Annotated in this window: 20 protein-coding genes; 13 read left to right on the forward strand and 7 right to left on the reverse strand. The window is 64.9% G+C overall.

The window, feature by feature from the left end:
- Positions 1–283 precede the first annotated feature (283 nt).
- Positions 284–1,816, forward strand: coding sequence for a hypothetical protein (locus P7L68_RS10480; protein ID WP_372004958.1), 1,533 nt, complete (start codon positions 284–286; stop codon positions 1,814–1,816).
- A gap of 19 nt (positions 1,817–1,835) precedes the next feature.
- Here the strand turns inward: P7L68_RS10480 and P7L68_RS10485 are convergent, their stop codons facing one another.
- Positions 1,836–2,798: a D-2-hydroxyacid dehydrogenase gene (locus tag P7L68_RS10485; protein ID WP_372004961.1), complete on the reverse strand. Its 963-nt coding sequence runs from the start codon at positions 2,796–2,798 to the stop codon at positions 1,836–1,838.
- 251 nt (positions 2,799–3,049) lie between these two features.
- Here P7L68_RS10485 and P7L68_RS10490 point away from each other — a divergent pair, with 251 nt between their 5' ends.
- On the forward strand, positions 3,050–3,583 hold the full coding sequence (locus P7L68_RS10490; protein WP_372006814.1) for a DUF962 domain-containing protein: 534 nt from the start codon (positions 3,050–3,052) through the stop codon (positions 3,581–3,583).
- A 38-nt stretch (positions 3,584–3,621) separates the two neighbouring features.
- Here the strand turns inward: P7L68_RS10490 and P7L68_RS10495 are convergent, their stop codons facing one another.
- Positions 3,622–4,179 (reverse strand): winged helix-turn-helix transcriptional regulator, encoded by a 558-nt coding sequence (locus P7L68_RS10495; RefSeq protein ID WP_372004963.1) that lies wholly within the window; start codon positions 4,177–4,179, stop codon positions 3,622–3,624.
- A gap of 200 nt (positions 4,180–4,379) precedes the next feature.
- On the opposite strand from P7L68_RS10495, the gene P7L68_RS10500 reads away from it, so the two are divergent.
- Positions 4,380–5,360, forward strand: coding sequence for an NAD(P)H-dependent flavin oxidoreductase (locus tag P7L68_RS10500; RefSeq protein WP_372004966.1), 981 nt, complete (start codon positions 4,380–4,382; stop codon positions 5,358–5,360).
- 156 nt (positions 5,361–5,516) lie between these two features.
- On the opposite strand, the gene P7L68_RS10505 is transcribed toward P7L68_RS10500, so the two are convergent.
- Complete coding sequence (locus P7L68_RS10505; protein WP_372004969.1) at positions 5,517–6,149, reverse strand: FMN-binding negative transcriptional regulator; 633 nt, start codon at positions 6,147–6,149, stop codon at positions 5,517–5,519.
- Between the two features lie 77 nt (positions 6,150–6,226).
- Between P7L68_RS10505 and P7L68_RS10510 the strand changes: the two genes are divergently transcribed.
- Positions 6,227–7,639, forward strand: coding sequence for a PLP-dependent aminotransferase family protein (locus P7L68_RS10510; RefSeq protein ID WP_372004971.1), 1,413 nt, complete (start codon positions 6,227–6,229; stop codon positions 7,637–7,639).
- 9 nt (positions 7,640–7,648) lie between these two features.
- On the opposite strand, the gene P7L68_RS10515 is transcribed toward P7L68_RS10510, so the two are convergent.
- Positions 7,649–8,824, reverse strand: a complete 1,176-nt coding sequence (locus tag P7L68_RS10515) for a PLP-dependent aspartate aminotransferase family protein (protein WP_372004973.1) — start codon at positions 8,822–8,824, stop codon at positions 7,649–7,651.
- A 64-nt stretch (positions 8,825–8,888) separates the two neighbouring features.
- Between P7L68_RS10515 and P7L68_RS10520 the strand changes: the two genes are divergently transcribed.
- The 3 genes from P7L68_RS10520 to P7L68_RS10530 all read left to right on the forward strand — a co-directional run bounded on the left by P7L68_RS10520 (position 8,889) and on the right by P7L68_RS10530 (position 11,357).
- Positions 8,889–9,773, forward strand: a complete 885-nt coding sequence (locus P7L68_RS10520) for a helix-turn-helix domain-containing protein (protein ID WP_372004975.1) — start codon at positions 8,889–8,891, stop codon at positions 9,771–9,773.
- Positions 9,774–9,868: 95 nt separating this feature from the next.
- On the forward strand, positions 9,869–10,798 hold the full coding sequence (locus tag P7L68_RS10525) for a pirin family protein (protein ID WP_372004977.1): 930 nt from the start codon (positions 9,869–9,871) through the stop codon (positions 10,796–10,798).
- A gap of 118 nt (positions 10,799–10,916) precedes the next feature.
- The gene (locus tag P7L68_RS10530) at positions 10,917–11,357 is read left to right on the forward strand and encodes a DUF4149 domain-containing protein (protein ID WP_372004980.1); all 441 of its coding nucleotides are present in this window, start codon (positions 10,917–10,919) and stop codon (positions 11,355–11,357) included.
- Here P7L68_RS10530 and P7L68_RS10535 read toward each other — a convergent pair.
- Positions 11,323–11,760: a thiol-disulfide oxidoreductase DCC family protein gene (locus P7L68_RS10535; RefSeq protein WP_372004982.1), complete on the reverse strand. Its 438-nt coding sequence runs from the start codon at positions 11,758–11,760 to the stop codon at positions 11,323–11,325. The two genes, P7L68_RS10530 and P7L68_RS10535, sit on opposite strands and share 35 nt — an antisense overlap.
- Positions 11,757–13,043: an FAD-binding domain-containing protein gene (locus P7L68_RS10540; protein WP_372004985.1), complete on the reverse strand. Its 1,287-nt coding sequence runs from the start codon at positions 13,041–13,043 to the stop codon at positions 11,757–11,759. The genes P7L68_RS10535 and P7L68_RS10540 overlap by 4 nt, the downstream gene beginning before the upstream one ends.
- 443 nt (positions 13,044–13,486) lie before the next feature.
- On the opposite strand from P7L68_RS10540, the gene P7L68_RS10545 reads away from it, so the two are divergent.
- The 5 genes from P7L68_RS10545 (at position 13,487) to P7L68_RS10565 (ending at position 23,837) form a co-directional block, all read left to right on the forward strand.
- Positions 13,487–15,898 (forward strand): CRISPR-associated endonuclease Cas3'', encoded by a 2,412-nt coding sequence (locus tag P7L68_RS10545; RefSeq protein ID WP_372004987.1) that lies wholly within the window; start codon positions 13,487–13,489, stop codon positions 15,896–15,898.
- A gap of 199 nt (positions 15,899–16,097) precedes the next feature.
- Positions 16,098–16,763 (forward strand): type I-C CRISPR-associated protein Cas5c, encoded by a 666-nt coding sequence (gene cas5c, locus P7L68_RS10550; protein ID WP_372004990.1) that lies wholly within the window; start codon positions 16,098–16,100, stop codon positions 16,761–16,763.
- Positions 16,760–18,670, forward strand: coding sequence for a type I-C CRISPR-associated protein Cas8c/Csd1 (gene cas8c, locus P7L68_RS10555; RefSeq protein ID WP_372004993.1), 1,911 nt, complete (start codon positions 16,760–16,762; stop codon positions 18,668–18,670). Before cas5c ends, cas8c begins: the two co-directional genes overlap by 4 nt.
- 57 nt (positions 18,671–18,727) lie before the next feature.
- The gene (gene cas7c, locus P7L68_RS10560) at positions 18,728–19,600 is read left to right on the forward strand and encodes a type I-C CRISPR-associated protein Cas7/Csd2 (protein ID WP_372004995.1); all 873 of its coding nucleotides are present in this window, start codon (positions 18,728–18,730) and stop codon (positions 19,598–19,600) included.
- A gap of 481 nt (positions 19,601–20,081) precedes the next feature.
- A complete protein-coding gene (locus P7L68_RS10565) occupies positions 20,082–23,837 on the forward strand; it encodes a hypothetical protein (RefSeq protein ID WP_372004997.1) in 3,756 nt (1,251 codons plus the stop codon).
- A 126-nt stretch (positions 23,838–23,963) separates the two neighbouring features.
- Here the strand turns inward: P7L68_RS10565 and P7L68_RS10570 are convergent, their stop codons facing one another.
- Positions 23,964–24,440: a hypothetical protein gene (locus tag P7L68_RS10570; protein WP_372004999.1), complete on the reverse strand. Its 477-nt coding sequence runs from the start codon at positions 24,438–24,440 to the stop codon at positions 23,964–23,966.
- A 143-nt stretch (positions 24,441–24,583) separates the two neighbouring features.
- Here P7L68_RS10570 and P7L68_RS10575 point away from each other — a divergent pair, with 143 nt between their 5' ends.
- Complete coding sequence (locus tag P7L68_RS10575; RefSeq protein ID WP_372005002.1) at positions 24,584–25,249, forward strand: XRE family transcriptional regulator; 666 nt, start codon at positions 24,584–24,586, stop codon at positions 25,247–25,249.
- Positions 25,250–25,352 lie beyond the last annotated feature (103 nt).

Genomic DNA, 25,352 nt, shown 5'->3' on the forward strand with positions numbered 1-25,352 from the left:
GCCGTGCCATGGCACGGACGCAGCCCTGCCATGGCATGATGGCGGAAACCCTGACCAACTGGTCAGAAAATGCGGCCGGAACCGGGAATGTCTGCATAAAAATTATGCGATTGCCCGATTCCTCGTCATTTTGCCTGTTTTTCGCTCAGATCCTGGTCGTGAGGATCCCACGACCGCGCGGCAACATGTTGCAACAGATGATCGCGTGCCGGTGACGGAGTCCGCAGGCAATCTCGCTGTGTGATTCCGGATGGATCGGCATCCGGAAAGATGGAGCGAAGACATGGCTGACATGATCGTGGTCGATACGCTGGCGGATCTTCTGGCGATTCCTGCAGGTTCGCGGGGGCCCGCGCAGATTCTGGGCCGCAATGTGGTGAATGACGGGGGCGGCGGTGTGTTTCAGTGGGATGCCGCCAGCACGGCGACGCCCGACCGTGGCACCGTCTTTCAGCCGACGGCGGGCGGGACCGGGCGCTGGATCCGGATCTGGTCGGCGATCGCCGACCTGCCCTGGTTCATCCGTGCGGCGGACGGCAGCGCCAGCCCCGGCCTTGCCGCGGCACTGGAGGTGGCCGATGTGGTCCGCATCCCCGTGGGCAGCTGGAGCCTGGCCGACATGCATGTTCTGGAAGGCAAGCGCCTGATCGGCGACGGCATGGGGCTTTCGGTCCTGACGCTTGCGAATACGGCTGCCGGCGTGACGCTGTCGGGCCAGGTCGACGGCACCGGCATCTCGGGGCTGACGATCGACGGCGGCCAGCTGACCGATACCACCGGCGCCTCGGGGCTGATCTTCCGCAATGCCCGCCACAGCCGGGTCGAGAATGTCGAGACCCGCGCGCTTCCCGCCGGCACCGGCTTCGACTTCGTCAATGTCGATGGCGGTTTCAACGAGAGCAACATCCTGATCGGCATCCGTGCGACCGATTGCGGCTGGGGCCTGCGTTTCCGCCGTGCCGCCGGCTCGACCGCCGACAGCTTCTACTACAACACCATCATCGGCACCGTGAGCCGGATGCCCGAAGGCGGCACCGGTCTTGCGGTGGAAAGCGTCACCGATGGTGGCACCACCCGCTTCAGCGTGCTTTCCGGTGCCTTCGTGCGTCTGAACGTCTACGGCAATGTCGCTGCCGGTTCGCGCATCGTGGACATCGGCGGGCGGGTGACCTCTTCGGCGCTGTTCGTGACCGGCGAGGCGGCGGGCGGATCGACCGCACATACCACGCTGCGGCTTGGCCCCACGGCCTGGTTCCGCGAGAACACCGGCCAGATCACCTATATCAACGGCAGCTTCGACATCGATGCCGGGGCCACCATCGCCAACAACAAGATCCTGCTGCAGGCGGGCGAAGACATTCGGGTGTTCGAGACCGCCACGGGCGGTGCCGAGCGGCTCAGCACGGCCTTCACCTTGTCGACCGGCAGCTGGGTCGCGCTCGACGCGGCAAGCTGGACGCGGATCTACGACCGGCCCAGCCCCTGGACCTCGGGCGAGCAGATGAATGGCGGCCGCTTCGTCACCGTCGTGACGGCGCGCTACCAGATCGCGGCCGCCCTGCTGATCTCGGGCGTGTCGGCCGGCCAGACGGTGGAGCTGCAGGCGGTGCTCGACGACGGCACCCGGCTGATGATCGACACCCGCACGGCCGGCGCGGCCGGTGACCTCGCCATCGGCGGCATCGTCGCCACCACGCTTGCCGCCGGTGTCACGGCGACGCTGGAAGTGCGGGTGACCGGCGGCAGCTCCGTTCAGGTCGTGCCGGGGGCGGGCGTCCAGGCCTCGACCTGGTCGGTCACCAGCATCGGGACCTGAACGATCGTCCCGGCCTGCATCACCCCACCCGCGGCCGCACCGGATGCAGGATCGCCTCGCCCGCCTGAAGGCGGGCGAGGTTGGTCATGGTGACGGCGGCCAGGCGCTCGTCGATGGCGCATGATCCGCCGCCGGCGACATGGGGGGTGATCATCAGATTGGGCGCGCGCCAGAGGGGGGCATCGGCGGGCAGCGGCTCGGGGTCGGCGACGTCGATGCCGGCGCCGGCGATCGAACCCGAGAGCAGGGCTTCGAGCAGGGCGGTCTGGTCGATCACCGGCCCGCGGGCGACGTTGATCACCAGGGCATGGCGGGGCAGGGCCGCCAGCACCTCGCGCCCGATCAGCCCGCGGGTGGCATCGCCCAGCGGCAGGCAGGCATAGAGCACGTCGCTGCGGGGCAGAACCGCTGCCAGATCGTCGATGCGGACGGCCTCGTCGGCCAGATCATGCGGGCGGGCGCTGCGGGTGACCGCGATGATGCGGGCCCCGAACGGCTTCAGCCGCTTCGCCGTCTCTTCACCGATCGAGCCGAAGCCGAGCATGGTGACGGTGCGACCTTCGAGCGAGCCCATCTCGCGCAGGATGCCCCGATCCCAGTTCTGATGCGCCTGGGCGATGCCGGCCTGGGGCAGGCGGCGGAGCAGGGCGAGCATCATGGCGACGGCATGTTCGGCGACGGTCGGCGAATACGAACCGCCGGCATTGGCGACCATCAGCCCGGCGGGCACGCCATGGGCGTCCAGCGGGTCGAAACCGGCGGTCAGCAGCTGGACCAGTTTCAGCCGCGGCATCGCCGCGGCCACCAGATCACGCACCTTGGGTGACCAGTATTGCGAGATCATCGCCACCATGTCGGCGCCTTCGGCCAGAATGCGGGCGAAGTCTTCACCGTTCTGGGCCACCGCCGGCTCGTGCCCGGCCGCAGCGACACGAGCGGCGATCAGGTCGCGGGCGTTGGGGGTCCAGATGGCAATGCGCATGCGGGCCGTCTCCTCGGGCTTTGTCGAACGGGTAGAGTGACTGCTTGCAGACTACCTGCGCGCGCGGTTTCCCGGTACCCCCTTCAGAGGGTCACCTTTCGGGTGATGCTGCATCGAGATTTCCTCTGGCGACGCGGCCCCCGGGACGGCATATCCTTGATACTCAAGAATGGCGACCGGCGGGGCAACCGCGGGCGGCAGTGGAGGAGGCAGTTACAATGTACAGCATCGAACCCGTGGCGCCGCGGGGTCTGGAACGGCTGGTCGACCGCCTGGCCGGCTATGGCGCCTATCACCGCGACGCCCGTAATCTGGCAACTCATCTGATCGGTATTCCGATGATCGTGGTCGCGGTCGCGATTCTGCTGTCGCGGCCGACGCTCGATCTGGGCGCCATTCATCTGAATCCGGCCATGGTGGTGGCGGGGCTGGCTGCCGCCTGGTATCTGGGCCTGGATCTGCGCTTCGGCGCGGTGATGACCGTGCTGCTGACGGCAGCCGTGGTGACGGGCGACGCCCTTGCAGAGCGCAGCACCAGCGTCTGGCTGGGCTGGGGGCTTGGCCTGTTCGTGGTCGGCTGGATCTTCCAGGCCGTGGGCCATGTCTTCGAAGGCCGCAAGCCCGCTTTCCTGGATGACATCGCCGGCCTGCTGATCGGCCCGCTGTTCGTGGTGTCGGAGACCGCCTTCATGATCGGGCTGCGCCGCGAGGTTGCGGCGGCGATCGAAGCCCGGGTCGGCCCGCTTCGGGTGCGCGAACGTCGCCGGCCGGTGAGGCCGCACTGAGGTCGTGAATTTTCTGTGGTTGCCCGACGGGGCGGTGGTCAGTCCACCGCCCCGTCGTCGTCTGTGGGGGTGGGGCGCGGATATGCCGGCAGGGCGCCCGACGAGCCGTGGCGGCCGAAGGTGAAATAGCGCAGCGCCGCCTCGTCGGTGATGCCGGGGCCGGGCTCGGGAGTAACGCGGCGCGGATCCAGCGGTTCGCCGCATTCCGAGCACGAAACCACCGGGCGGAAGTGGTGGCCGCAGTCCAGATGGCGGTGCAGCACCGGCACGCCCTCGCTGTCGGTGCGCCAGCGATCGCCCCAGCTGAGGATCGACATCAGCACCGGGTAGATGTCGAGCCCCTTTTCCGTCAGCCGGTATTCCTCGCGCAGCGGCCGTTCCTGATAGGGCACGCGCACCAGCAGCCCCGCCTCGACCAGCTTGCGCAGCCGGTCGGCCAGGACATGGCGGGTGATGCCCAGCCGGTTCTGGAAATACTCGAACCGGCGCACGCGCATGAAGCATTCCCTCAGGATCAGCAGCGTCCAGCGATCGCCGATGATCGAGAGGGTGCGCGCGATCGAGCAATGCTCCTCGTCCAACTCGTTCCACCGCATCGGGCGGGCTCTCCCAGGGTCTACGGGGGTGCATCGGGGCCAGGCGACCCAGACCTTGATGCGCTTGACAGGTTCCGATTTGGAACGCACTCTGTCAATACAGGGTTCCGATAAGGAACGGACTACCTGAACCGACAGGACGGGCGCCCGCATCGAACGACGGTCGCCCTTGGGGGACAACGCCTGGGAGACGCTTCGAGATGAGCCTGCCCGACAGCCTCGCACGCCGCCTGCAATTGCCGGTGATCGGCTCGCCGCTGTTCATCGTGTCGAACCCCGATCTGGTGATCGCCCAGTGCAAGGCGGGCATCGTCGGCTCGTTCCCGGCGCTCAACGCCCGGCCCGGTCCGGTGCTGGAAGACTGGCTGAAGCGGATCCGCGACGAGCTTGGCCAGTGGGACGAGGAAAACCCCGACCGTCCCTCGGCCCCCTATGCGGTGAACCAGATCGTCCATCGCTCCAACGACCGCCTCAATCACGACATCGACATGTGCGTGAAATACGAGGTGCCGGTGGTGATCTCGTCGCTGGGCGCGCGGGAAGAGCTGAACCAGGCGATCCATTCCTATGGCGGCGTGGTGCTGCACGACATCATCAACGACACCTTCGCCCGCAAGGCGATCGAGAAGGGCGCCGACGGGCTGATCGCGGTGTCGGCCGGCGCCGGCGGCCATGCCGGTACCTGGTCGCCCTTTGCGTTGATCCAGGAAATCCGCAAATGGTTCGACGGGCCGCTGGCGCTGTCGGGCTCGATCGCGAACGGCGCCTCGATCCTGGCGGCGCAGGCGATGGGCGCCGATCTCGCCTATATCGGCTCGGCCTTCATCGCCACGAAGGAAGCCAATGCGACCGATGCCTATAAGCAGGCGATCGTCGACCATGGCGCGGGCGATATCGTCTACACCAATCTCTTCACCGGCGTGCACGGCAACTATCTGAAGCCCAGCATCGTCAATGCCGGTCTCGACCCCGACAATCTGCCGGTCAGCGACCCGTCCAAGATGAATTTCGGCTCGGGCGGCAATACCAAGTCCAAGGCCTGGCGCGACATCTGGGGCTGCGGTCAGGGCATCGGTGCGATCGATGCCGTGCTGTCGGCGGGCGAGCTGGTCGACCGCTTCAAGCGCGAATATGCCGCTGCCCGCGACAGCCTTGCCGCCCGGTCGGCGCCCTATGTCTGATTTCTGAAACCTGTGGGCCCGGGCATTCCGCCCCGGCCCCGGATCCCGCACCCTCCCGGTGCAGACGCCTGGTTGCGGGCACGGACCGGCCGCCTTCCATCCCCTCCGGCCGCCCGTTCCGCACGCCGCCCCCGGTCGCAAGACCGGGGGCTTTTTTCATGAGCGGCCGGCGGCAACCAGCGTCGCCATCTCGCGATCCGCCGGGCGGTCGCTTGCGGCCAGCCCGGCCGCGACGCCTTCACGATCGGCGGCGGGCCGGTTCTGGCTGGCCTTGCACTTGCCCTCGATCCGGCTGATCTGAAGGCGCAGCCCGACGATGCCGCGCAGCTGGGCGCGGATGAAATCTTCCGGCGCATCGGCCACCGACCAGGGCATCGGCCGGCCGGCTTCGTGGCGCTCGGTCAGGCGCCGGACCAGGTTCAGCAGCCGGTCGGCATCGTCGAACAGCTCCAGCGTTCCATAGGCGTGAACGGCGACATAATTCCAGGTCGGCACCACCCGGCCGGTCTCCCGCTTGGTGGCGTACCATGAGGGTGTCACATAGGCATCGGGGCCGGTGAACATCGCCAGCGCCTCGGCCGTTGCGGGCAGCCGCCCTTGCGGATTTGCGCGGGCCAGATGGCCGTAGAGCGTGCCAAAGGGTCCCTCGGTCTGGTCCAGCAGCAGCGGCAGCGGGGTCGCCATCAGCCCCTCGGCCGTGGCGGTGACCAGGGTGGCGAGGCCGGCGGCGTGCATGGCGGCGAAAAGGCTCTGCCGGTCGTCGATGCGGAAGGCGGGCGGGGTGTACATGGTGAAACTCCCTTGCGTGCGCCCCCAGAATGCCGCGAGTCTGGACCGGCAGGAATGTCCGGTTCCGGAGAAATCAGGTGGGCCAGTTTGACGAGGACGGCATTGCCCGCCGGATCGTTGCGTCGATCCGGGCGCGGATCGACGAGGGCGTCTGGCAGCCGGGGGAGCGCCTGCCGTCGACCCGCAGCTTCGCCGCCGAATGGGGGGCGTCGCGCACCACCGTGACCGCCGCCTACGGCCAGCTGGTGGCCGAAGGCTACATCACCACCCGGCCGGGGGCGCGGGCCGAAGTGGCCGCAGGGCTGGGGCGGGACGTGGTGCCGGCGGCGCCCGAATCGGCCCCGCCGCGGCAGCTGTCGGCCTTCGCCCGGCGGCTTGCCGACCTGCCGGCCCCGGCGCCGGCGCGCGTGTTCCGGATCGCGGATTTCCGCTATGGCGATCTGGCGGGAGCCGATTTCCCGGTGCTGGCCTGGCGGCGGGTGATGAACACGGTGCTGCTGCGCCGCCCCGACCGGCTGGCCTATGGCGATCCGCAAGGGGTGCCGGCGCTGCGCCGGGCACTGGCCGACTATCTGTGGCGGGCCCGCGGCATCCGCTGTGGCCCCGACCGGATCATCGTGGTCAACGGGTCGCAACAGGCGCTGGACCTTGCAGCGCGGCTGCTGCTCGATCCCGGCGACTGCTTCGTGATCGAAAATCCGGGCTATCTGCTCGCCCGCGGGGCTTTCGCCGCGGCGGGTGGGGTGGCGGTGCCGGTGCCGGTGGATGCCGAGGGTCTGAGCACCGATCGTCTGCCCTCTGCCCGGCTGGCCTATGTCACGCCTTCGCACCAGTTTCCCCTGGGCGGGGTGCTGTCGGCGGCGCGACGGCGGGCGCTGCTCGCCTGGGCCCGGGCCCGGGCGGCGCTGATCGTCGAAGACGATTACGACGGTGAATACCGCCACGACGTCGCCCCCGTCCCTGCCTTGCAGACGGCGGATCCGGCGCGGGTGATCTATGTCGGCACGGTCTCGAAGACGCTCTCGCCCACCCTGCGCCTGGGGTATCTGGTGGTGCCGGCCGATCTTGCCCCGGCCTTTGCCGAAGCCAGGCGCGTGACCGACCGGCACACCGCCCTGATCGGGCAGGAGGCCCTGGCCCTGATGCTGGAGAGCGGCGCCTATGAGCGCCATGTCCGTGCCATCCGCCGTCGCAACGCCGCGCGGCGTGCGGTGCTGCTCGACGCGCTGGCGGGGCTGCCGGTGACGGTTGCGGGGGCCGCCACCGGCCTGCATCTGGTCGTCTGGCTGAATGGCGTGCCGGCCGGCCGCGAAGCCGCGGTCATTGCAGCCGCGGCGGCGGCCGGGGTGGGGCTTTACCCGGTCTCGGCCCTGTATGATCCGGCAGCCCCCCGGCCGGAGACGGCCGGGTTGATCCTCGGCTATGCCGGGCTCGACCCGGCCGCGATCCGGTGCGGGGTGGCGGTGCTGGCCCGGGTGCTGGGGCGCTGAACGCCGCCGTCAGCCCAGGGCGGCATCCAGATCGGCGATGATCGCCGCCGGATCCTCGAAGCCGAGGCCCAGGCGGATCAACCCGGCGGGCAGGCCCGTCAGGGTCAGTTGATCCGGCGTCATCATCGCCGACCACATCGCCGCCGGATGGACCGCGACCGTCATCGGCGTGCCGAAACTGGCCGAGCGGCGGATCAGCCGCAGCCGGGACATCATGGCCTCTGCGGCATCCAGCCCGCCGGCCACCTCGAAGGAAAGCAGGCCGCCAGCGCCGTCGGGCATCTGCCGGCGGGCCAGATCGCGCTGCGGGTGGCCGTCGAGGCCCGGATAATGAACGGCTGCGATCCGCGGATGCGCCGCCAGATGGCGGGCGACGGCAAGTGCCGTGGTGTTCTGGCGCGCAACCCGCATCGGCAGGGTGCGCAGGCCCCGGAGCACCAGCCAGGCGGCGAAGGGATCGGGCGTCGCCCCCAGCAGATGCGCTTCCTGCCAGACCCGTTCGACCAGATCGGCACGGCCGGTGATGATGCCGGCCGAGACGTCGCCATGACCCGACAGATATTTGGTGGCGCTGTGCATCACCAGATCGATCCCGAAGCCGAGCGGGCGCTGGTTGAGCGGGGTGGCGATGGTGTTGTCGATCATGGTCACGATGCCGCGGTTGCGCGCGAAGGCCGCAACACCGGCCAGATCGGTCAGCCGGAGCAGGGGGTTGGAGGGGCTTTCCAGCAGGATCAGCGTCGTGTTCGGACGGGCGGCCCGGGCGAAGGCGCCGGTATCCTCCTGATCGACCAGATCGACGGTGATGCCGAGCCGGGGGGCCAGACGGGTGAGCAGGCCGGTGGTGCCGCCATAGAGCAGGCGCTGCGCCACCACGTGATCGCCCGCGCCTGCGAAGGCGAGCAGCACGGCGGTGATCGCCCCCATGCCCGAGGCGGTGGCGACCGCGGCCGGGCCGCCTTCGAGCGCCGCCACCGCCTGTTCCAGGGCGCGGGTGGTGGGGTTGCCATAACGGGTGTAGAAGCCCTCATGCATCGGCGTCGTCGCCATCCGGGCGAAACCTTCGGCGTCCTCGGCAGAGAAGGCGGCGGTCTGATAGAGTGGCGGGGCGATCGGCACCGAGCCCTCGGGCAGGGTGACGGCAGCCTGCGACAGCAGGGTCCAGGGATCGGAATGCGGAAACATGGGCCAGAACCTCGATCGACAGCGGAAGACCTCTGCCGAGCCTAGCGATCCGGCGGGCCGGGTCTTGTCCGATCCTGCGCAGGGTTATGCCGGGCTGACCGACGGCGTGCGGCTGGTCGCCGCCGGGACGACCGGGGTGGAGGCCACCTTCGCCCGCCTGCGCCGGCACCGCTTCCGCCCCCATACCCACGACACGCTGATGCTGGGGCTGATCGAGGCCGGGGTGAAGGAATTCCGTCGGGAACGGGCCACCCATGCCGCCGCCCCCGGGCGGATCTCGGTGGTCGATCCGGGGGATCTGCACACCGGCAGCCGGGTGGTGGGCGACGAGCTGCGCTATCGCGCGCTCTATCTGCCCATGGCGCTGCTGACCGAGGCGGCGGCAGCGGCCGGATTCGGCCCCGGCGGCGGCGTTGCCGGCGGCGATGCGCCCGAGGTGGGGTTCCGATGTGCGGTGATCGAGGATGCCGGGCTTCACGCCCGGCTGATCGCCACCCATCAGGCGCTGTGCCGGCCCGAAACCCGGCTTGCCCGCGACGTGCTGCTGCGCGAGGCGGCGGTGATGCTGGTCGCCCGCCATGGCAGCGGCCGCACGGCGCGGGTTGAGGCCGCCGCCGCTTCACCCGAAATCGCCCGCGCACGGGCGCTGATCGATGCCCGCTTCGCCGAAGACCTGCCGGTGACCGAGATCGCCGCCGCGGCCGGCCTCAGCCCCTGGCATCTGATGCGCCAGTTCCGCCGGCTGGTGGGCCTGCCGATCCATGCCTATCAGATCCAGCTCAGGGTCGAGGCGGCGAAGCGGCTGCTGGCGGCGGGCTGCCCCACGGTTCAGGCGGCGCTGGAGACCGGCTTTGCCGACCAGGCCCATTTCAGCCGCCGTTTCAAGGATCTGGTCGGCGTGTCGCCGGCCGCCTGGGCGCGCGACCGGCGGGGGGCCGCCGGTGCCTGAGCGTTGACACTGCGTCACCGCCGCCGGGACTATCCTGGCGGGGAGCTGCGGGCTAGCCTCAAGGCAATAACGGGCTTTGAGCGAGGACGGATCCTATGAGCAGGTTCGAGGACGGGATGGCCGGCGAGGCCGCCCCCGGCGGGTGCCCGGCGGTGGAGATGGTGATCCGCGGGCGGGTGCGCGATATCGGCGGGCTGAACGTCGCCCGGCTGCTGCCCTATGCGAAGCGGCGCGCGATCGGGCCCTTCGTGTTCTTCGACCGGATGGGACCGGTCGGCTTTGCACCCGGCACCGGGCTCGACGTGCCGCCGCATCCCCATATCGGCCTCGCGACGCTCACCTATCTGTTTCAGGGGGCCATCGTTCATCGCGACAGCCTGGGCACGGTTGCGACCATCCGCCCCGGGGCGGTGAACCTGATGACCGCCGGCCATGGCGTCGCCCATTCGGAACGCACCGCGCCCGAAGACCGGCCGGGAGGATCGGTGCTCGACGGGGTGCAGATCTGGCTGGCGCAGCCGAAGCCCGAAGAGCAGGGGGCGCCCGGCTTCGCCCATCATGCCGCGGAAGACCTGCCCGAACTGCGCATCGGCACTGGCATCATCCTGCGTGTGGTGGCGGGGGAGGCCTATGGCGCGCGCTCGCCGGTCGAGGCGCCGGGCGGCGCGCTCTGCCTGGATCTGGCGCTGGAAGACGGCACGGCATTTGAGGTACCGGATGCCGCACCGGAACGCGGGCTGGTGGTGATCGACGGCGCGGTTCTGATCGACGGCGAACCCCACGAGGCCGGCATGCTGGCGGTGCTGCGCGCGGGCAGCCGGCCGCGGCTTCAGGCCGCAGGCGGCGCGGCGCGGGTGATGCTGATCGGCGGCCCGCCGCTGGATGGGCCGCGGTCGATGTGGTGGAACTTCGTCGCCAGCGATCCGGCGTTGATCGAAGACGCCAAGCGCGACTGGGCCTCGGGCGATCCCCGCTTCCCGGCGGTGGCAGAGGAAGACAGCCGCCTGCCCCTGCCGCAGTCCTGACCCCGCGACCGACCGATGGTGACACCGGCTTGCTCCCGGATGCTCGCAGAGGATCCGGGCGGCACGAACCATATCTGAACAGGAGACCCCGCCCCGCCAGAACAGATGAGAGGCCGCCATGATCGATGCCGCAGGACTGATCGATGCCCCCGGAGTTGTGGCGCTCTACCTGTCGGCCGTGATGCTGGGGGCCATGGTGTTCTTCTCAGGGATCGTGGCGCCGACCGTGTTCACCACACTGGAGCCGCAGCCGGCGACGCGGCTGATCCGGCGGATGTTTCCGCGCTATTACCTGCTGATCATCCTGACCGGCTTCGTCACGGCACTTGCCGCGGCCTTTGCCGCGCGCTGGCTGCCGGCGCTGCTGTTCACCCTGGTGGCGGCGCTCGGGTTGATCGCCCGCCACGGCATTCTGCCCGCGGTGAACCGCGCCCGGGATGCCGAACTTGGCGGCGATCCTGCCGCCGGCCGCCGCTTCGCCCGGCTGCACCGGGCAAGCGTGACACTGAATGTCGTTCAGCTGGTCATTGCGGCGGTGGGGTTCGGGCAGCTGGCCTGAGGCTGCGGCCGCCCCGCGCCAGCCATTGCAGCTGCGGCCGGACCACCAGGAAGCCGCGATAGCCGATCTCCAGCAGCCAGGGCAGGGGTGGGATCCGCAGCAGGCGCGCGGCGACGCGAAACCCCGGCAGCTGCTGCCAGAGGGTGAGCATGGCGCGGGCGCCCGTCTCCACCCGGCCGTCGGCGGTGATCAGATGCAGCCGCGCCATGGCCCGGCGCCGGTCGATGCCGGCGGGCAAAGGGCGGCCGTCTTCCGCCGAGACATCCAGGAAGCCGACGCGGCCGTCTTCGGGGGCAAGGCGCCGGTAGAGCGCCACCTCACGCGCGCAGAGCGGGCAGCTGCCATCATGCAGCAGGGTGCAGGCGGGGACAGGGACAGGGACAGGGACAGGGCGTTCGGTCATCGGCGGCTCTCGTCGGTGAGGCAGACCTCTTCCGCCCCGCCCGAGAGGGCGAGATCGACCAGCGGTGGCAGGCCCTCGCGGAAGCGGAAATAGCCATGGGTGGCACCGGCCCAGGCGGCGGCATCCCAGCGCCGCAGGCGGGTGGCGAGGCGCAGGCCCGCAGCCTGCAGCCGCGGCGCCAGCTGATCCACCACCATGGCGGCATGACCGGCGGCGGGATGGGGCAGCACGATCTGCCGGGCGCCGGCGGCGTGGGCATCATCGATCAGCGTCGTGGCAAGCGCCCGGAGTGTGGTGGCACTGACCGGCAGGGCCGGGGGGCCGCCGGCGGCGGCCAGCCGGGCGGCGGCATCGGCCAGCGCCCCCCGGGCGAAAGCCGCGGCCGGCTCTGCGACCGGGCCGGCGACGGCGCGGAAGGGGGTGAGGTCCAGCGCCACCGCGCCGCGCATATCCAGCCCGTCGAACAGGGTTTCGGGCCGGCCGTCATCCTCCGTCAGCACCAGCAGGGCGGGCAGGCGCGGATCGGCCGGGTATGGCCGGGGCACCGGGCCGGCGGGTGGCGGTGGCGCCTCGTCCAGCGGCTGCGGGGATTCGTTCAGCCGGCCCGCAGGGTTGAACCGCCCGTCGGTGAAGGCATGGATGTTGGCGGCGCGGGCGGCATAGGCCTTGCCCCGGCTGTGCAGCCCGGCAACCTGGCGCCAGGACAGGGTGTTGGAGGCCGGATCGGCATCGATCAGCCGGCGCATGAACAGATCCGCCCCCAGCCGCCAGGGCAGGTTCAGCGTGAAGATCCAGATGCTGGCGAACCACATCCGGGCATGATTGTGCAGATAGCCGGTCCGAGTCAGTTCCCGGGCCCAGTGATCGAAGCCGTCGATGCCGGTCCGCCCGGCTTCGGCCGCCTCGACCGCGGCCGCCAGGCGGCGGTCGAGGGCGAGCCGGGCCAGATCCTGCCCCACCCCCTGCCGCCAGGCCGCCCAGACACCGGGCCGGCGGGCCAGCCACCCCTTCCAGTAGCAGCGCCAGCCCACCTCCTCGACGAACTTCCCCGCCGCCGCCCCGTGCCGCCCGACCGCGGCGGCGATCACCTCCGCCTCGCTGACCAGCCGGTGGCGCAGAAAGGGCGAGAGCATCGACACATTGCCCCGCACCACCGCGGCTCCGCGATCATGATTGCGATCGCGGGCATAGGCGGTGCCGGCGCGCGGCAGAAACCCGTCCAGCCGCTGCAACCCGGCAGCCCGACTGGCCTCGGGGAAGAGGGGCAACAGGGGAAGCTCCATCCATCCGGCCTCGACATGTGGTCCCGGCGGTTCTACGTGGCCGGCGGCCGGTCGGATGCCCCGCCAGTCCGCTCAACCGGATCGGGGGGGCGTTTTAAGGTTTTAATTAGTTTTATATAGTTTTAGGGCTCCATGAGGCTGATTTTCATGTTGATTTTCAATGTATTATCAGAGGGTGGTGGTTCCTAATAGACGGGTTTTGGTTCCTAAAAGACGGCTTTTGGTTCCCAATAGACGGCGCGCGGGCATTTTCTGATGTTCCCGGTTCCCAAAAGACGGATTTTATCCACAGGAATATACCGCACTGCGGAACTATATCAGACAGTGGGCGGCCTGGTCCTCCCGAGACGGGCGCGCGACCATCCGCCCCACATCTCCGCCTTGCACGTGTGGTGATCGCATCGTAACCTGCTGGGGCCCCATTCCCCGCATGCGGTCACGACATGCCGTTTTATGCCCATTCGCTGAAGGACCGGCCCGAGACCGCGTGGCATCTGCTGGCCGATCACCTGCGGGCGGTGGGCGAGGGCGCGGGGTTTCGGGCGGCGCGGTTCGGGCAGGAGAGCGTTGCCCGGACGGCCGGGCTGCTGCATGACAGCGGCAAGTATTCCCCGGAATTTCAGGCGCGGCTGCGCGGGGATGTCGCCAAGGTCGATCATGCGACCTGGGGCGCGCGGGTGATGTCCGACATGATCCGCGACCGCGCCGGCGGGCTGGCCGGGGGTCTGCCCGGGGCGCAGGCGGTGCTCTATGCCGTGGCCGGGCATCATGCCGGGCTGGCCGATTTCGAGGATCAGGGCGATGGTGGCCGCGGCAGCCTGCGGGAGCGGGTGGAGAAGAAGCGGCTCGATGATGCCTCGGCCTGGAAAGACGAGATCCCGCCGCCCGAACCGGATGAGAGCTGGCTCCGTCTGCCGCCGCCGCGGCCGGGGGAGGCGCCGGACGACCGCGCCGGGTTCCGCTTCGCGGTGATGACCCGGATGGTGTTCTCCTGCCTGGTGGATGCCGATTACGCCGACACCGCCGGTTTTCATGCCGCCGCCGAGGGCCGGGAGGATCCGGAGGCGGGTTTCGCACCCGCGCCCATGGCGGTGCTGCGGGGGCGGGTGGACGGGTTCATCGACGGCCTCGCCGCCGATGCTGCGGCCAGGGCCGCCGGGCAGGCGGGGGCGGAGCGGGTGGTGGCCGCCCGCGCCGGGGTGTTGGCCGATTGCCGGGCGGCGGCATCGGCAGGGCAGGGGGTGTTCTCGCTTTCGGTGCCGACCGGCGGCGGCAAGACGCTGGCCTCGCTCGCCTTCGCGCTGACCCATGCCGAGGCGCATGGCCTCGACCGGGTGATCATCGTCATCCCCTATACCTCGATCATCGAGCAGACCGCCGGGGTGATCCGGGCGGCGCTCGGGCCGGAGCTGGCCGATCAGGTGCTGGAACATCACAGCGCCTTCGATACCGAAGCCGATCTGGACCGCCGCAACATCCCGCCGGAGGCCCAGGAGCGCTGGCAGGGCCGCGACAAGCTGCGCCGGGCGATGGAGCGCTGGAACCGGCCGATCATCGTCACCACCGCCGTGCAGTTCCTGGAAAGCCTGTTCTCGGACCGCCCGGCGCGCTGCCGCAAATTGCAGGCGATCCCGCGCTCGGTGGTGATCCTGGACGAGGCCCATATGATGCCCCGCGGCCTGCTGCGCCCGACGGTCGCGATGCTCGACGAGCTGGCGGCGAATTACCGGGTGACGGTGGTGCTGGCGACGGCGACGCAGCCGGTGCTGGTGGCGCCCGACGACAGCCAGGAGGTCGTGGACGAATACGCCCAGGTGTTCGGGCTGGAGGGCGGGTTCCGGGCGGTGCGCGAGATCGTCTCCGACGCTTCTGCCCTGCATCAGCGGCTGGCGCGGGTGCGTGTGCAGGATGCGGGCAGTCTGGACGATGCCGGCGTGATCGCGCGGCTTCTGACCACGCCCCAGGCGCTGGCGGTGGTCGACACCCGCCTTCATGCCCGGCGGCTTTACGAGGCACTGGCGGCAGCGGCGCCCGAGGGCGCGTTCCACCTGTCGGCGCTGATGACCGCCGCCCATCGCAGCCGGCGGCTGGACGAGATCCGCGCCCGGCTGGCGGCGGGCGGGGCCTGCCGGATCATTTCCACCACCGTCATCGAATGCGGCGTCGATATCGACCTGCCGATGGTGCTGCGCGCGGCGGCGGGTTTCGATTCGATCGCCCAGGCCGCGGGGCGCTGCAACCGCGAGGGCCGGCTGGGCCAGGGCGGGATCGTCGAGGTCTTCACCCCCGCCGACCCGGCGGACCAGCCCAAACGCCTGGCCCAGGCGCTGGCGGCGGCCGCGACGGCGCGGACATTGATGGCCGAGCAGGGCATCGCCGACCCGCTCTCGCCCGAGGCGATGCGGCTCTATTTCGACGCTCTGTTCTGGCAGATGCTCGACAAGCTGGACGGCGCAAACATCATGGCGCTGCACGACAGCCCGCGGCGCCTCGCCATCCCCTTCGCCACCATCGCCGCCCTCTACCGGATCATCGAGGACGGCATGCTGCCGCTGATCATCCCGACCACGCCCGAGGCCGAAGCCTGCGTGGCGGCACTGGATGCCGCCGACCCGGCCGCCCTCGACCGCTTCGGCGGCGCTGGCGGGGCCGCACGGCTGCTGCAACGCCATGTCGTGACCCTGCCGCCGCGGATCCGGAAGATGCTGGTGGAGGCAAGTGCGGCGCGTGTGGTGGGTGGGGAGCGGTATGGGGAGCAGTTCATGGTTCTGACCAATTCCAGCCTGTACCGCGAGGATGTGGGGTTGGTTTGGGACGAGCCGGCGTTTGTGGCGGTGGAAAAACTGCTCTTCTGACGTTTTCAAAATCATCAGAAATAGCGCTTGACGCTCATTCTTCCAAAAGGGAATAATGTGGTTACAAATTACTCTGTCGGCTGATATTTCACATCGGCCGTGGGTTGAAACTGATGTTTTTGGAAGACGGTCATCCGGGGGCCGGCGGCGTCGGCCCCCAACGACCCTTCATGTCTTCTCCCTCGGAAAGGTGAGGACGATGGCTTTCGGCGTTCGGCTCCACGTCACCGGTCCGCGTGCGCTCTACACACGCCCGGAGATGAAAGTGGAGCGCGTGTCATATGATGTTATGACACCTTCTGCGGCGCGCGGGATCATAGAGGCGATCCACTGGAAACCGGCGATCCGCTGGCGGATCGACCGGATCATCGTGCTCAACCCGATCCGCTTCGAGACCATAAGGCGCAACGAGGTCGGCTCGAAGATCGCGGCCGGGGTGGTCAAGCGGGCGCGGGCGGCCGGGAGTACCGCGGGCGTCTATACCATCGTCGAGGAAGACCGCCAGCAGCGCGCCTCGGTGGTGCTGCGCGATGTCGCCTATATCATCGAGGCCCATTTCGAGCTGACCGCGGCGGCGGGGCCGTCGGACAACGAGGGCAAGCATCTCGACATCTTCAACCGGCGGCTGGCGCGCGGGCAGTGCTATCAGCAGCCTTGCCTGGGCACGCGCGAATTCGCCGCCGATTTCGGGCCGGTGGAGGGTGATCCGGTGCCACATGCGGACCTGGCCGGCACGCGGGATCTGGGCTGGATGCTTTATGACATCGACTATGCCCATGGCATGCAGCCGCGTTTCTTCCGGGCACGGATGGTCGATGGCGTGATCACGGTGCCGCCGCCGCAGTCGGATGAGGTGGTGTCGTGATCCTGCAGCAGCTGTCCGAGTATTACGACCGCCGGATCGAGGGCGGGGATACCGATCTTCCCGAAGAGGGGATGTCGGAACAGGCGATCGACGCCGCGGTCGATCTGGAGCGGTTCCAGCCGGGCGGCGTGCCGCCGGTGCTGTTGCTGGGCGACCGCAGCGGCAAGAAACCGAAACCGCTGCGCATGACGGTGCCGGCGGCGATCAAGCGCACCTCGGGCGTGGCGGCCAATTTCCTCTGGGACAAATCCGCCTATGTGCTGGGCGTGAAGCGCGCCGGCAAGACGCCGGATGCCGGTGCGGTGGCGGCCGAGAAGGAGTTCGAGGCCTTCCGGCAGCTGCATACCGAGGCGCTGGCGGGAACCGAGGACCGCGCCCTGCTCAAGCTGCTGGAATTCCTGGAGGACTGGACACCCGAACGGGCGGTGGCGGCGGTCGAGGCCGGCGAAATTCCGATCGAAGCCGTGGACGGTAATCTCATTTTCCGCTTCGGCCGTGGCACCGTGCGTGATCTGCACCGCTTCCGGGCGGCCCGGGCCGCCTGGGCAGCACGACGCGAAGCGGTGGCGGGGGCGGCCGGGCGTTGCCTGGTCAGCGGCATCGTGGCCCCGATCGCCAAGCTGCACCCCTCGATTAAGGGCGTGCGTGGTGCGCAGACCGCTGGTGCCTCTCTCGTCTCGTTCAATCTGAGTGCCTTCACCTCCTTCGGCAAGGAACAGGGGGCGAATGCGCCGATTTCGGAACGGGTCGCCTTCGCCTATGGCGCGGTGCTGAACAAGCTGCTGGCGCCCGATGGCGCACACCGGGTGCAGATCGGCGATGCAACCACGGTGTTCTGGACCGACGCCCCCAACCCCGCCGACGACACCGCAAGCCGCGTGCTCGTCAATGCCGTCTCCCCCACTTACGGGCTGATGGACGAGGACGCGGGTGCAGAGGTCGACGAGGCGGGCGAGGACGGCACCGCAAAAAAGCCCAAAATCGACCTGAAGATGAGCGACGAGGAGGCGAAGCGGGTTCGCACCGCGCTCTCGGCGCTCGCCCGCGGGCGGACGATGGGCGAGGCGATCTCGGCGGATCTCCACCCCGATACCCGGCTCTGGGTGCTGGGGCTGGCGCCCAACGCCGCCCGGCTGGCGCTGCGCTTCTGGTACGAAGACCGGCTGGGCGATGCGGTCGATCATGTCCGCCAGCACTGGCACGACCTCCGCCTCGACCCCGGCATCGATCCGGGGCGGCCGGTGTCGGTTTATGCGCTGCTGAAGGCCCTGGCGCCGCAGGGCAAGCTCGACAATCTGCCGCCCAAGCTTGGCGGCGACATCATGCGGGCGGTGCTGAGCGGCCGCCCGTACCCCGCCAATATGGCGGCACTGGCGCTGATGCGCATCCGTGCCGACGGAGAGATTTCCGCCCTCAGGGTCGCCATGCTCAAGGCCTGGCTGCTCCGGCGGTCGGGAAAGGAACCCCTGGAGAGGGAGGGCGATCTCGTGAGTCTGGATCCTGCCGAAACCAATACCGGCTACCGGCTGGGGCGGCTGTTTGCGGTGCTGGAGAACCTTCAGCGGGCGGCACTGCCGGGGCTGAACGCCACCATCCGCGACCGGTTCTACGGCGCGGCCTCGGCAACGCCCGGGTCGATCTTCCCGGTGCTGATGCGGGGGAGCACCCATCACGCGGCGAAGCTGCGCAAGGATCGCGGCGGTCTTGCCCACTGGTACGACACGACGATCGCCGAGGTGATCGACGGCCTGCCCTCGAACCTGCCGCGCCATCTGGGGGTGGAGGATCAGGGCCGGTTCGCGATCGGCTATTTCCATCAGCGTCAGGCGATGATGACCCGCGCCCCGGCCGAGGTGAAGGCCGCGGAGGCCGGCGAGCCGGCCGCGGTCGGCGACGACGACGCCTGACCGCCGCATCGCCCTGTTTCAGGATATGAGCCCCGTCTTTGAAAGCGCCCGTTTCCCATGACCGCGATCAGCAACCGCTATGATTTCGTCTATCTCTTCGACGTCACCAACGGCAACCCGAACGGCGACCCGGATGCCGGCAACCTGCCGCGACTCGACCCCGAGACCAATCAGGGGCTGGTGACCGATGTCAGCCTGAAGCGCAAGGTGCGCAATTTCGTCGACATGGTCGCCGGCAGCACGCCCGGCCATGAGATCTACATGCGGGAGCGCTCGTATCTGAACGAGCAGCACGAACGTGCCTACAAGGCGCTCGACATCAAGCCTGAGCCGAAGAAGCTGCCCAAGAAGGAGGAAGAGGCGCGCGCGGTGACCGCCTGGATGTGCGCCAATTTCTTCGACATCCGCACCTTCGGCGCGGTGATGACCACCGAGATGAACACCGGCCAGGTCCGCGGCCCGGTGCAGCTGACCTTCGCGACCTCGATCGACCCGATCATGCCGCTCGAAATCTCGATCACCCGCATGGCCGCGACCAAGGAAGAGCCGGGCAAGAACGACATCCGCACCATGGGCCGTAAGCATATCGTGCCCTACGGTCTCTATCGTGCCCATGGCTTCATCAGCGCCCATCTGGCGGGGCGGACCGGCTTTTCTGACGACGACCTCGCCTTGTTCTGGGCGGCGCTGCAGAACATGTTCGACCACGACCGCTCGGCTGCACGCGGGGAGATGACCGCGCGCGAACTGGTGGTGTTCCGGCATGACAGCGCCATCGGCAACGCCCCGGCGCACAAGCTGTTCAAGCGCGTAACCGTCACCCGCGCCACCCCCGACGAGGCCCGCCCGCCGCGCAGCTTCGACGACTACCGCGTGGAGGTGGACACCGCCGGGCTGCCCGAGGGGATTACGGTCGAGCGGATGATCTGATCCGCAGGGCGCGCTGGTGCGGGGGATGGTGCCATATCGAAAGCCTTCGCGATGGCGGTCGTCATAGGCACCATCTGGACCGGCATGGCTTCCGCCGAGGTCATTGCCCGCTGCGGCAAGCCTGTCGGCCAGTCCTGACGCATGCCCGGCACGCCGCTGCCCGGCGGGGAAGAAGGATGGATCGAAGAGGAAGGATATGCTGATCTACCCTCGTATGCGCACTCTTGGCGACCGCGTTGTTGGAGCTCTGATGTGAGCTGCTGTCCTTATTTATTTGATTGTCCAGCAGAAAGGTTTTTATATTCGCGCTCATGCCGGCCTTGTATTGAAAAGGTGCAATGTCAATGCAGGACGACGAGTTCTGCTGCCCGCCTGCATGAAGGGTGCACAACGATCACCTTTAGTATATGATTAATTTCCTAACCGCGCGTAAATATCGTGGGCTTCAAAACACGGATTTAGTAAACTTGAGAGGTATTTAATGTCGGCGGGGTCAAACGCAGGCCGCGGTTTCCGTTATCAGGACCATCTGGGGGCATTATTTGCCATAAGAATGGTAACTGGGGAAATCAATTTTCATGAACTCGTCCCCGAGGGCTCCGATGACTACGAATTACGCGCGAATGATGGACGAATTATGCTGGTGGATGCCAAGTCAACGCGCCCCGGTGCTCGGCCTCGTAGCAACGCTGAAGACATTAAATCGTTCAAGAATTTGTGGCGCAGGTCAGTAGATTTAGATGCCAATATTGTGCAATATATTCTCGTTTGTGAGCGTTCGAAAAACATCAATAAAGAAAAAATTGTTCCGGCGAGTATATTATTTAAAAATTCTCCGCCTGAGGCGCGACAATCTTTCTTGATGATTGAGCCTGATCCTTTGGCATCAGCAATGTCATTACTTATAGATTATAAGAATGTGACGCCGATCTCAGCTGAATTAACGGCGATCACACTTGCTCGCGAAGTGGGGCATCTAGCGAGTCTGAATGGGGATCGATCAGGTGAAAATAAAAGATATTTAACTGTAAACGATATAGACAAGATTATCTCACATGTACTCTTAGCAGTAGATTCATCTCGACTCAAACAACTTCTTGTGTCCGGATTCTGTGCGTTTGTAGATTTAGATTCTCAAATATTTGATGATGGGTTCTATTTGGGGGTCGATGTACAGCCGGGTCATTTTGCGGCTGGCCTCGCTATCGATCGGCCTGATGCTACCGCACCTATCCTCCATGGGCTCGAAAAAACACGTGCGGTTATTGTCACGGGGCCTTCAGGAGCGGGGAAATCGGGGTTGATGTGGAATGCGGTAATTGCTGCACGCAGTCATCGCCGTTGGCTCAGGGTCAATGGTGTAGATGCTCCTGACAACGACGCACTGACAGCCTTTCTGGAGGCATATGCAAGTGTACCAATCGGCTTCGTTGTGGATGATGTTGGCCGAGGGAGACTGGAGGCCTGGAATGCTCTCCATTCTCGTTTGGCTTCGCACCCGAATTTAGTATTGCTCGGATCTGCACGTTCGGAAGATATAGCGCTTCTGTCAAGTCGACACAATATTCTTGAAATATTTGCAAAGCCAGATGAAAATCTCGCTAAAAATATTTGGGAGAAGATGCAAAAATTATTACACACAAAGTGGCCTGGCTGGCGCGAACCCTGGAACAGATCCAACGGTCTTCTACTTGAGTACACCCATATTTTAAATAAAGGTCAGCGTCTTGATGCTATAATTTCTGATCAAGTAAGTGTCAGACTCCGGGAAAAAAGAGACGATGAGCTAAATATTCTATCAGCAACAGCTCTCATTGCTGCTCACGGAGGCACAGTTCTTTTAGATGATTTGTGTAACTCAATTCAAATAAATCGAGGAGATATGACTCGTGCTCTAGGTAGACTAATTGATGAGCATCTGCTGCGAATCAACGAGGACCGTACACGAATCGTGGGTCTGCATTCGTTGCGAGCTATTGCGATCAGTAAGGTACTTTCTGCAGTGGGTTATTGTTCGGAACGTGAGCAGGCTGTTATTGCGTTGCAATTGGCAGCTCCTGACTCACTTGTTCAATGTGGCCGAGGTATTATAACTAGCGAAATCATAAACGAGACAGAAGCTACCAGAATCATCTCCTGCCGCTTTTCGTCAAACTCTGTTCCTTCAGAGGTCAGTAACGCACTTCGTGGTTTGCGAGAAGGTGTACTTATATTATTGGCTCGTCAATGGGTAGAGGAGCTGGAAGTCCACGGTATACCACCTAAATTTGCAACATTTTCTGTTATAGTAGGGAATTCACCAAGTCAATTTCCAAATACTACAGATTTGCAGAAAGTAGCAGATCGGGGACGAGCTCTGATGGAGCGGGCGAGGTCGCGATTTCATCCTCCGTATATAACTTCAATAATATTTGAAGCACTTTTGTCGGAGAAAAAGATAGCTCCAGATGATCTGATCTGGATGCTCCGAATTCTTGTGAGTTCAAATTTGGATCTGCTTCAGAAAAACATCCTAGCTGAAATTTGCATTCCTTTTGAAAATTATGAGTTAGGGCAGATTATAGAGATAATGGATGCAGCTGAAGCAATAGATATTTTGATATCAAAATCCTATAAATCAAAATATATTAATAAAAATAAACAAAATTTAATCGAAATTTTTGTGAAAAACACGCCTTTTTTTCTTCCGATTGTTTTTGATTTCTCTGATGAAAAAAAGATTGCGCGCGCTGATATTTTTGAAGCAGTTTTGGATCGTAATGAAAATCCGAGCGAGCGGTTGTTTCGATACGCAAAATGTATTCTGCGACTTGACCCGTCAATTGATATCGCCTGCGTTAGGCTTGTAGATTTTTCTGGCAGAAAGTCACTTCAATTGGATGCAGAAAAAAGAATTTCTCGAGAAGTGGGATGTCCAGATGCTCTAGTTTATTTAAATCATAGCGTGGTGGAAGCGGTCGCACGTGCCGTGGGTACTGATAGCTGGTCTGTGTATCTGTCACGAGGGATAAACCTTCTTACACAAGGATACCACGCGCTCAATAAGTTACTGGATAGCGCTATGGTTAATTCGGTAAATGATAATGCTCTCAAGATATTGAACTCAATCGTGGATGAATGCGATAATTTACTTGCGCCGGCCGATCCCCCGACAATTTCAGATATTTCGTCTATGCCAATTAATATTACTTTGACACCTCTGCAACACTTGGTTTTCAGTTTAAATGGCCGAATTGCCTACAATATTTGCAGCCTTCCGGAGGGCGCTCTACCGTTTGCGGTAAATATCTACGAATTGCGGCTTCACGTGGAAAAGGTTCGTGGGGAGCCGTGGTCGCTCATATATAAATCTGCACCTAAAATACTAGATTTTGTTGAGGAATTACTTATGGACATAGAGATCGTGGCGCTTGAAGCGGCTGCGTCCGGTGAGAAAATACAGAAACGCTGGACCATGCGTCACTCATCTTCAAAATCTGCATTTAAGGCTATCGTAACTAGATCAAAGAGTTCTCTTTCAAGAAGAATAATGGCGCGGGCGTGTATAATTAAGGAGATTGCGATGGAGGAGATTCCTAATATCAAGATATATGCTCCTTCTTTGGAAGATGGATGGCTATGGCCTTCGCGGTTTGTTGCGTCATTTCAGATTGAAGATTATGACAACTTTAAGAATTGGATAAGCAAGGCTACAGAAATAGGTGAAAGAATATATAATAAACTTTCATATAATGAAGACATATGTGTAGCTCCGGTAATTAACAACATGATTCCTATGGACTATGCATATTTGTTGAGCCGTAGAAATCAACACAGCATTTTGAGTGAACAGGTGGGAGAGCCGATTCTGAGGATGATGTTGGGCGTTTATGATGAGAAAATACTCTCGCGTACAGGCATCACGCTCTTCAGGCGACCTCCTGAGTTCGATGAATTTTTTATTGCTCTGCGCGACTTTGTTGGTATGACGGCCCTGGGCCTGGGAGTAGAGGGGCGGCCGAAGCCCGAAGTGGAATATTATATGAAAATCCCGTCTTTTATCCGCAGTAAAGGGGAATATCTCCTCTCTTTTTTTGAAAAAATAACACACCAAGATGTCCAAGGTCTGCGAGAAATTCTAAGAAAGGCGTCAATTTTTGAAATGAAAGATCAGCACGAGTTGGGCGATATTTCACTAGAAGAGTGGCGAGATGCTTATGCTCGGCTCGCATGGGAGCTAGCATTTACCAAGTGCTGAATGGATGATCTGTATACTCCAGAAGCGGGACTTAACCACTCTTTTAATCCGGCGATTACTATCAAATTGTAAGGGCCGCATGATAATATAGAACAGAATGTTTTAGCTCGCTCTGATGTAACTATATCACTCGCCCCGCCCCACCGGCGGCGGCACATCCGTCGCACCCGGGCGGTTCGCCGTCATCATCCGCAGCGTGGTGAGATAGCGAAGCAGGTTTCGGGCGCCCGTCGCCGCGGCGATCAGGGTGCGGGTGCGCTCGTCGTCCGGCATATCACCGCAGGCGGCGGTGGTGATGTCGAGTGCGATCAGATGGGCCTGGAAGGCGGCGCCTGCGGCCGAGGTCGGCGCCAGGGCCAGGGCGCGGGCGGTCAGGGCGTTGCGCCAGGTGTCGAGGGCCAGGCACAGCCCGCCCTCGGTTTCCGGGTTTGACCAGAGTGCCGTGACGTGATCGTCGAGGATCGCCCAATCCGCAGCGAGCAGGGCGACGGGGCAGGGGGCAGGCATCTGCCGGTCGCACATGTCGTTGTCCGGCAGGCCCCCGGTCGGGGCACTGTCGCCGATCGTGCTGCCATTCACGGTCGTCTCTTCATTCCGGGGCATGGGCGTTTCCTCGACGATCCGGCCGCGACGGGGCGACAAGTCCGGCCGTTCGTCATTTTGAGCACCAAAATGGTGTATTATCAAGAATGATTCACCGGAATGGTGCTATTCCGGTGCCGGTGCGATCTGGTGGGATCGCCCCTATGACCACGCGACCCAAGGAGGCCGCCCGGCTGACGATCCTGCGCGAGGCCGCAGGGGTGTCGCGACGGGAACTGGCCGATCGCCTCAATACCAGCTATCAGCAGATCCACCGTCTGGAGACCGGGGAGCGCAAGCTGTCGCCCGACTGGATCAGGCGGATCGCCCGGGTGATCGGCGTGCGCGAAGAGGCGTTGCTGTCTGATGGGCCGGTGGTCGACGCTTTCCTGGCCGGAGCACCCTCTGGCGGTGTGTCGGCTCGCTCCGCAACTGGTGCGACGCTGCTGCCGGTGTTCGGTCGCCGGGAGAGGTCCTGCGAGGGCATGCTTTGGCTCGACGGAGATGCTGTTCAGTACATTGACCGTCCCCGCTCGCTGGACCGCGCGCCGGCCGCTTATGCCGTGTTCGTGCATGACACGAGCATGGAGCCGCGCTATTCGCCGGGACAAGTGGTCCTGGTGAACCCGGCCCGGCCGGTGACGCCCGGGTGCTATGTGGTGGCGCGTTTTCCCGGCGCGGACGGTGTCACCCTTGGCGCCGTGCGGCGGCTGGTCGCGCAGGCGGAGGGTGTCGTGGTGACCGAAACCCTGAACCCGCTGGTACGGCATCGGGATACAGAGGACATCGTGGCTGCGCTGCACCGGGTGGTCGGGGCGCTTGACGTCTGAGACGGCCCGGCGAAGGGCATCACGCGGCACCAAAGGTGGATCCCCGCCTGCGCGGGGATGACGGAATTCTCAGTTTTTTAGGGAATACGGAAAGAAAGATGTC

This window comes from Tistrella mobilis (genome assembly GCF_041468085.1).
Lineage (GTDB): Bacteria > Pseudomonadota > Alphaproteobacteria > Tistrellales > Tistrellaceae > Tistrella > Tistrella mobilis_A.

Coding starts and splice junctions, on each gene's coding strand:
- P7L68_RS10570 (WP_372004999.1), bottom strand. CDS start 24,440: ATGCCCCGGAATGAAGAGACGACCGTGAATGGCAGCACGATCGGCGAC.
- P7L68_RS10540 (WP_372004985.1), bottom strand. CDS start 13,043: ATGGAGCTTCCCCTGTTGCCCCTCTTCCCCGAGGCCAGTCGGGCTGCC.
- cas5c (WP_372004990.1), top strand. CDS start 16,098: ATGGCTTTCGGCGTTCGGCTCCACGTCACCGGTCCGCGTGCGCTCTAC.
- P7L68_RS10480 (WP_372004958.1), top strand. CDS start 284: ATGGCTGACATGATCGTGGTCGATACGCTGGCGGATCTTCTGGCGATT.
- P7L68_RS10535 (WP_372004982.1), bottom strand. CDS start 11,760: ATGACCGAACGCCCTGTCCCTGTCCCTGTCCCTGTCCCCGCCTGCACC.
- P7L68_RS10575 (WP_372005002.1), top strand. CDS start 24,584: ATGACCACGCGACCCAAGGAGGCCGCCCGGCTGACGATCCTGCGCGAG.
- P7L68_RS10565 (WP_372004997.1), top strand. CDS start 20,082: ATGTCGGCGGGGTCAAACGCAGGCCGCGGTTTCCGTTATCAGGACCAT.
- P7L68_RS10495 (WP_372004963.1), bottom strand. CDS start 4,179: ATGCGGTGGAACGAGTTGGACGAGGAGCATTGCTCGATCGCGCGCACC.
- P7L68_RS10505 (WP_372004969.1), bottom strand. CDS start 6,149: ATGTACACCCCGCCCGCCTTCCGCATCGACGACCGGCAGAGCCTTTTC.
- P7L68_RS10530 (WP_372004980.1), top strand. CDS start 10,917: ATGATCGATGCCGCAGGACTGATCGATGCCCCCGGAGTTGTGGCGCTC.
- P7L68_RS10525 (WP_372004977.1), top strand. CDS start 9,869: ATGAGCAGGTTCGAGGACGGGATGGCCGGCGAGGCCGCCCCCGGCGGG.
- cas7c (WP_372004995.1), top strand. CDS start 18,728: ATGACCGCGATCAGCAACCGCTATGATTTCGTCTATCTCTTCGACGTC.
- P7L68_RS10485 (WP_372004961.1), bottom strand. CDS start 2,798: ATGCGCATTGCCATCTGGACCCCCAACGCCCGCGACCTGATCGCCGCT.
- P7L68_RS10515 (WP_372004973.1), bottom strand. CDS start 8,824: ATGTTTCCGCATTCCGATCCCTGGACCCTGCTGTCGCAGGCTGCCGTC.
- P7L68_RS10545 (WP_372004987.1), top strand. CDS start 13,487: ATGCCGTTTTATGCCCATTCGCTGAAGGACCGGCCCGAGACCGCGTGG.
- P7L68_RS10500 (WP_372004966.1), top strand. CDS start 4,380: ATGAGCCTGCCCGACAGCCTCGCACGCCGCCTGCAATTGCCGGTGATC.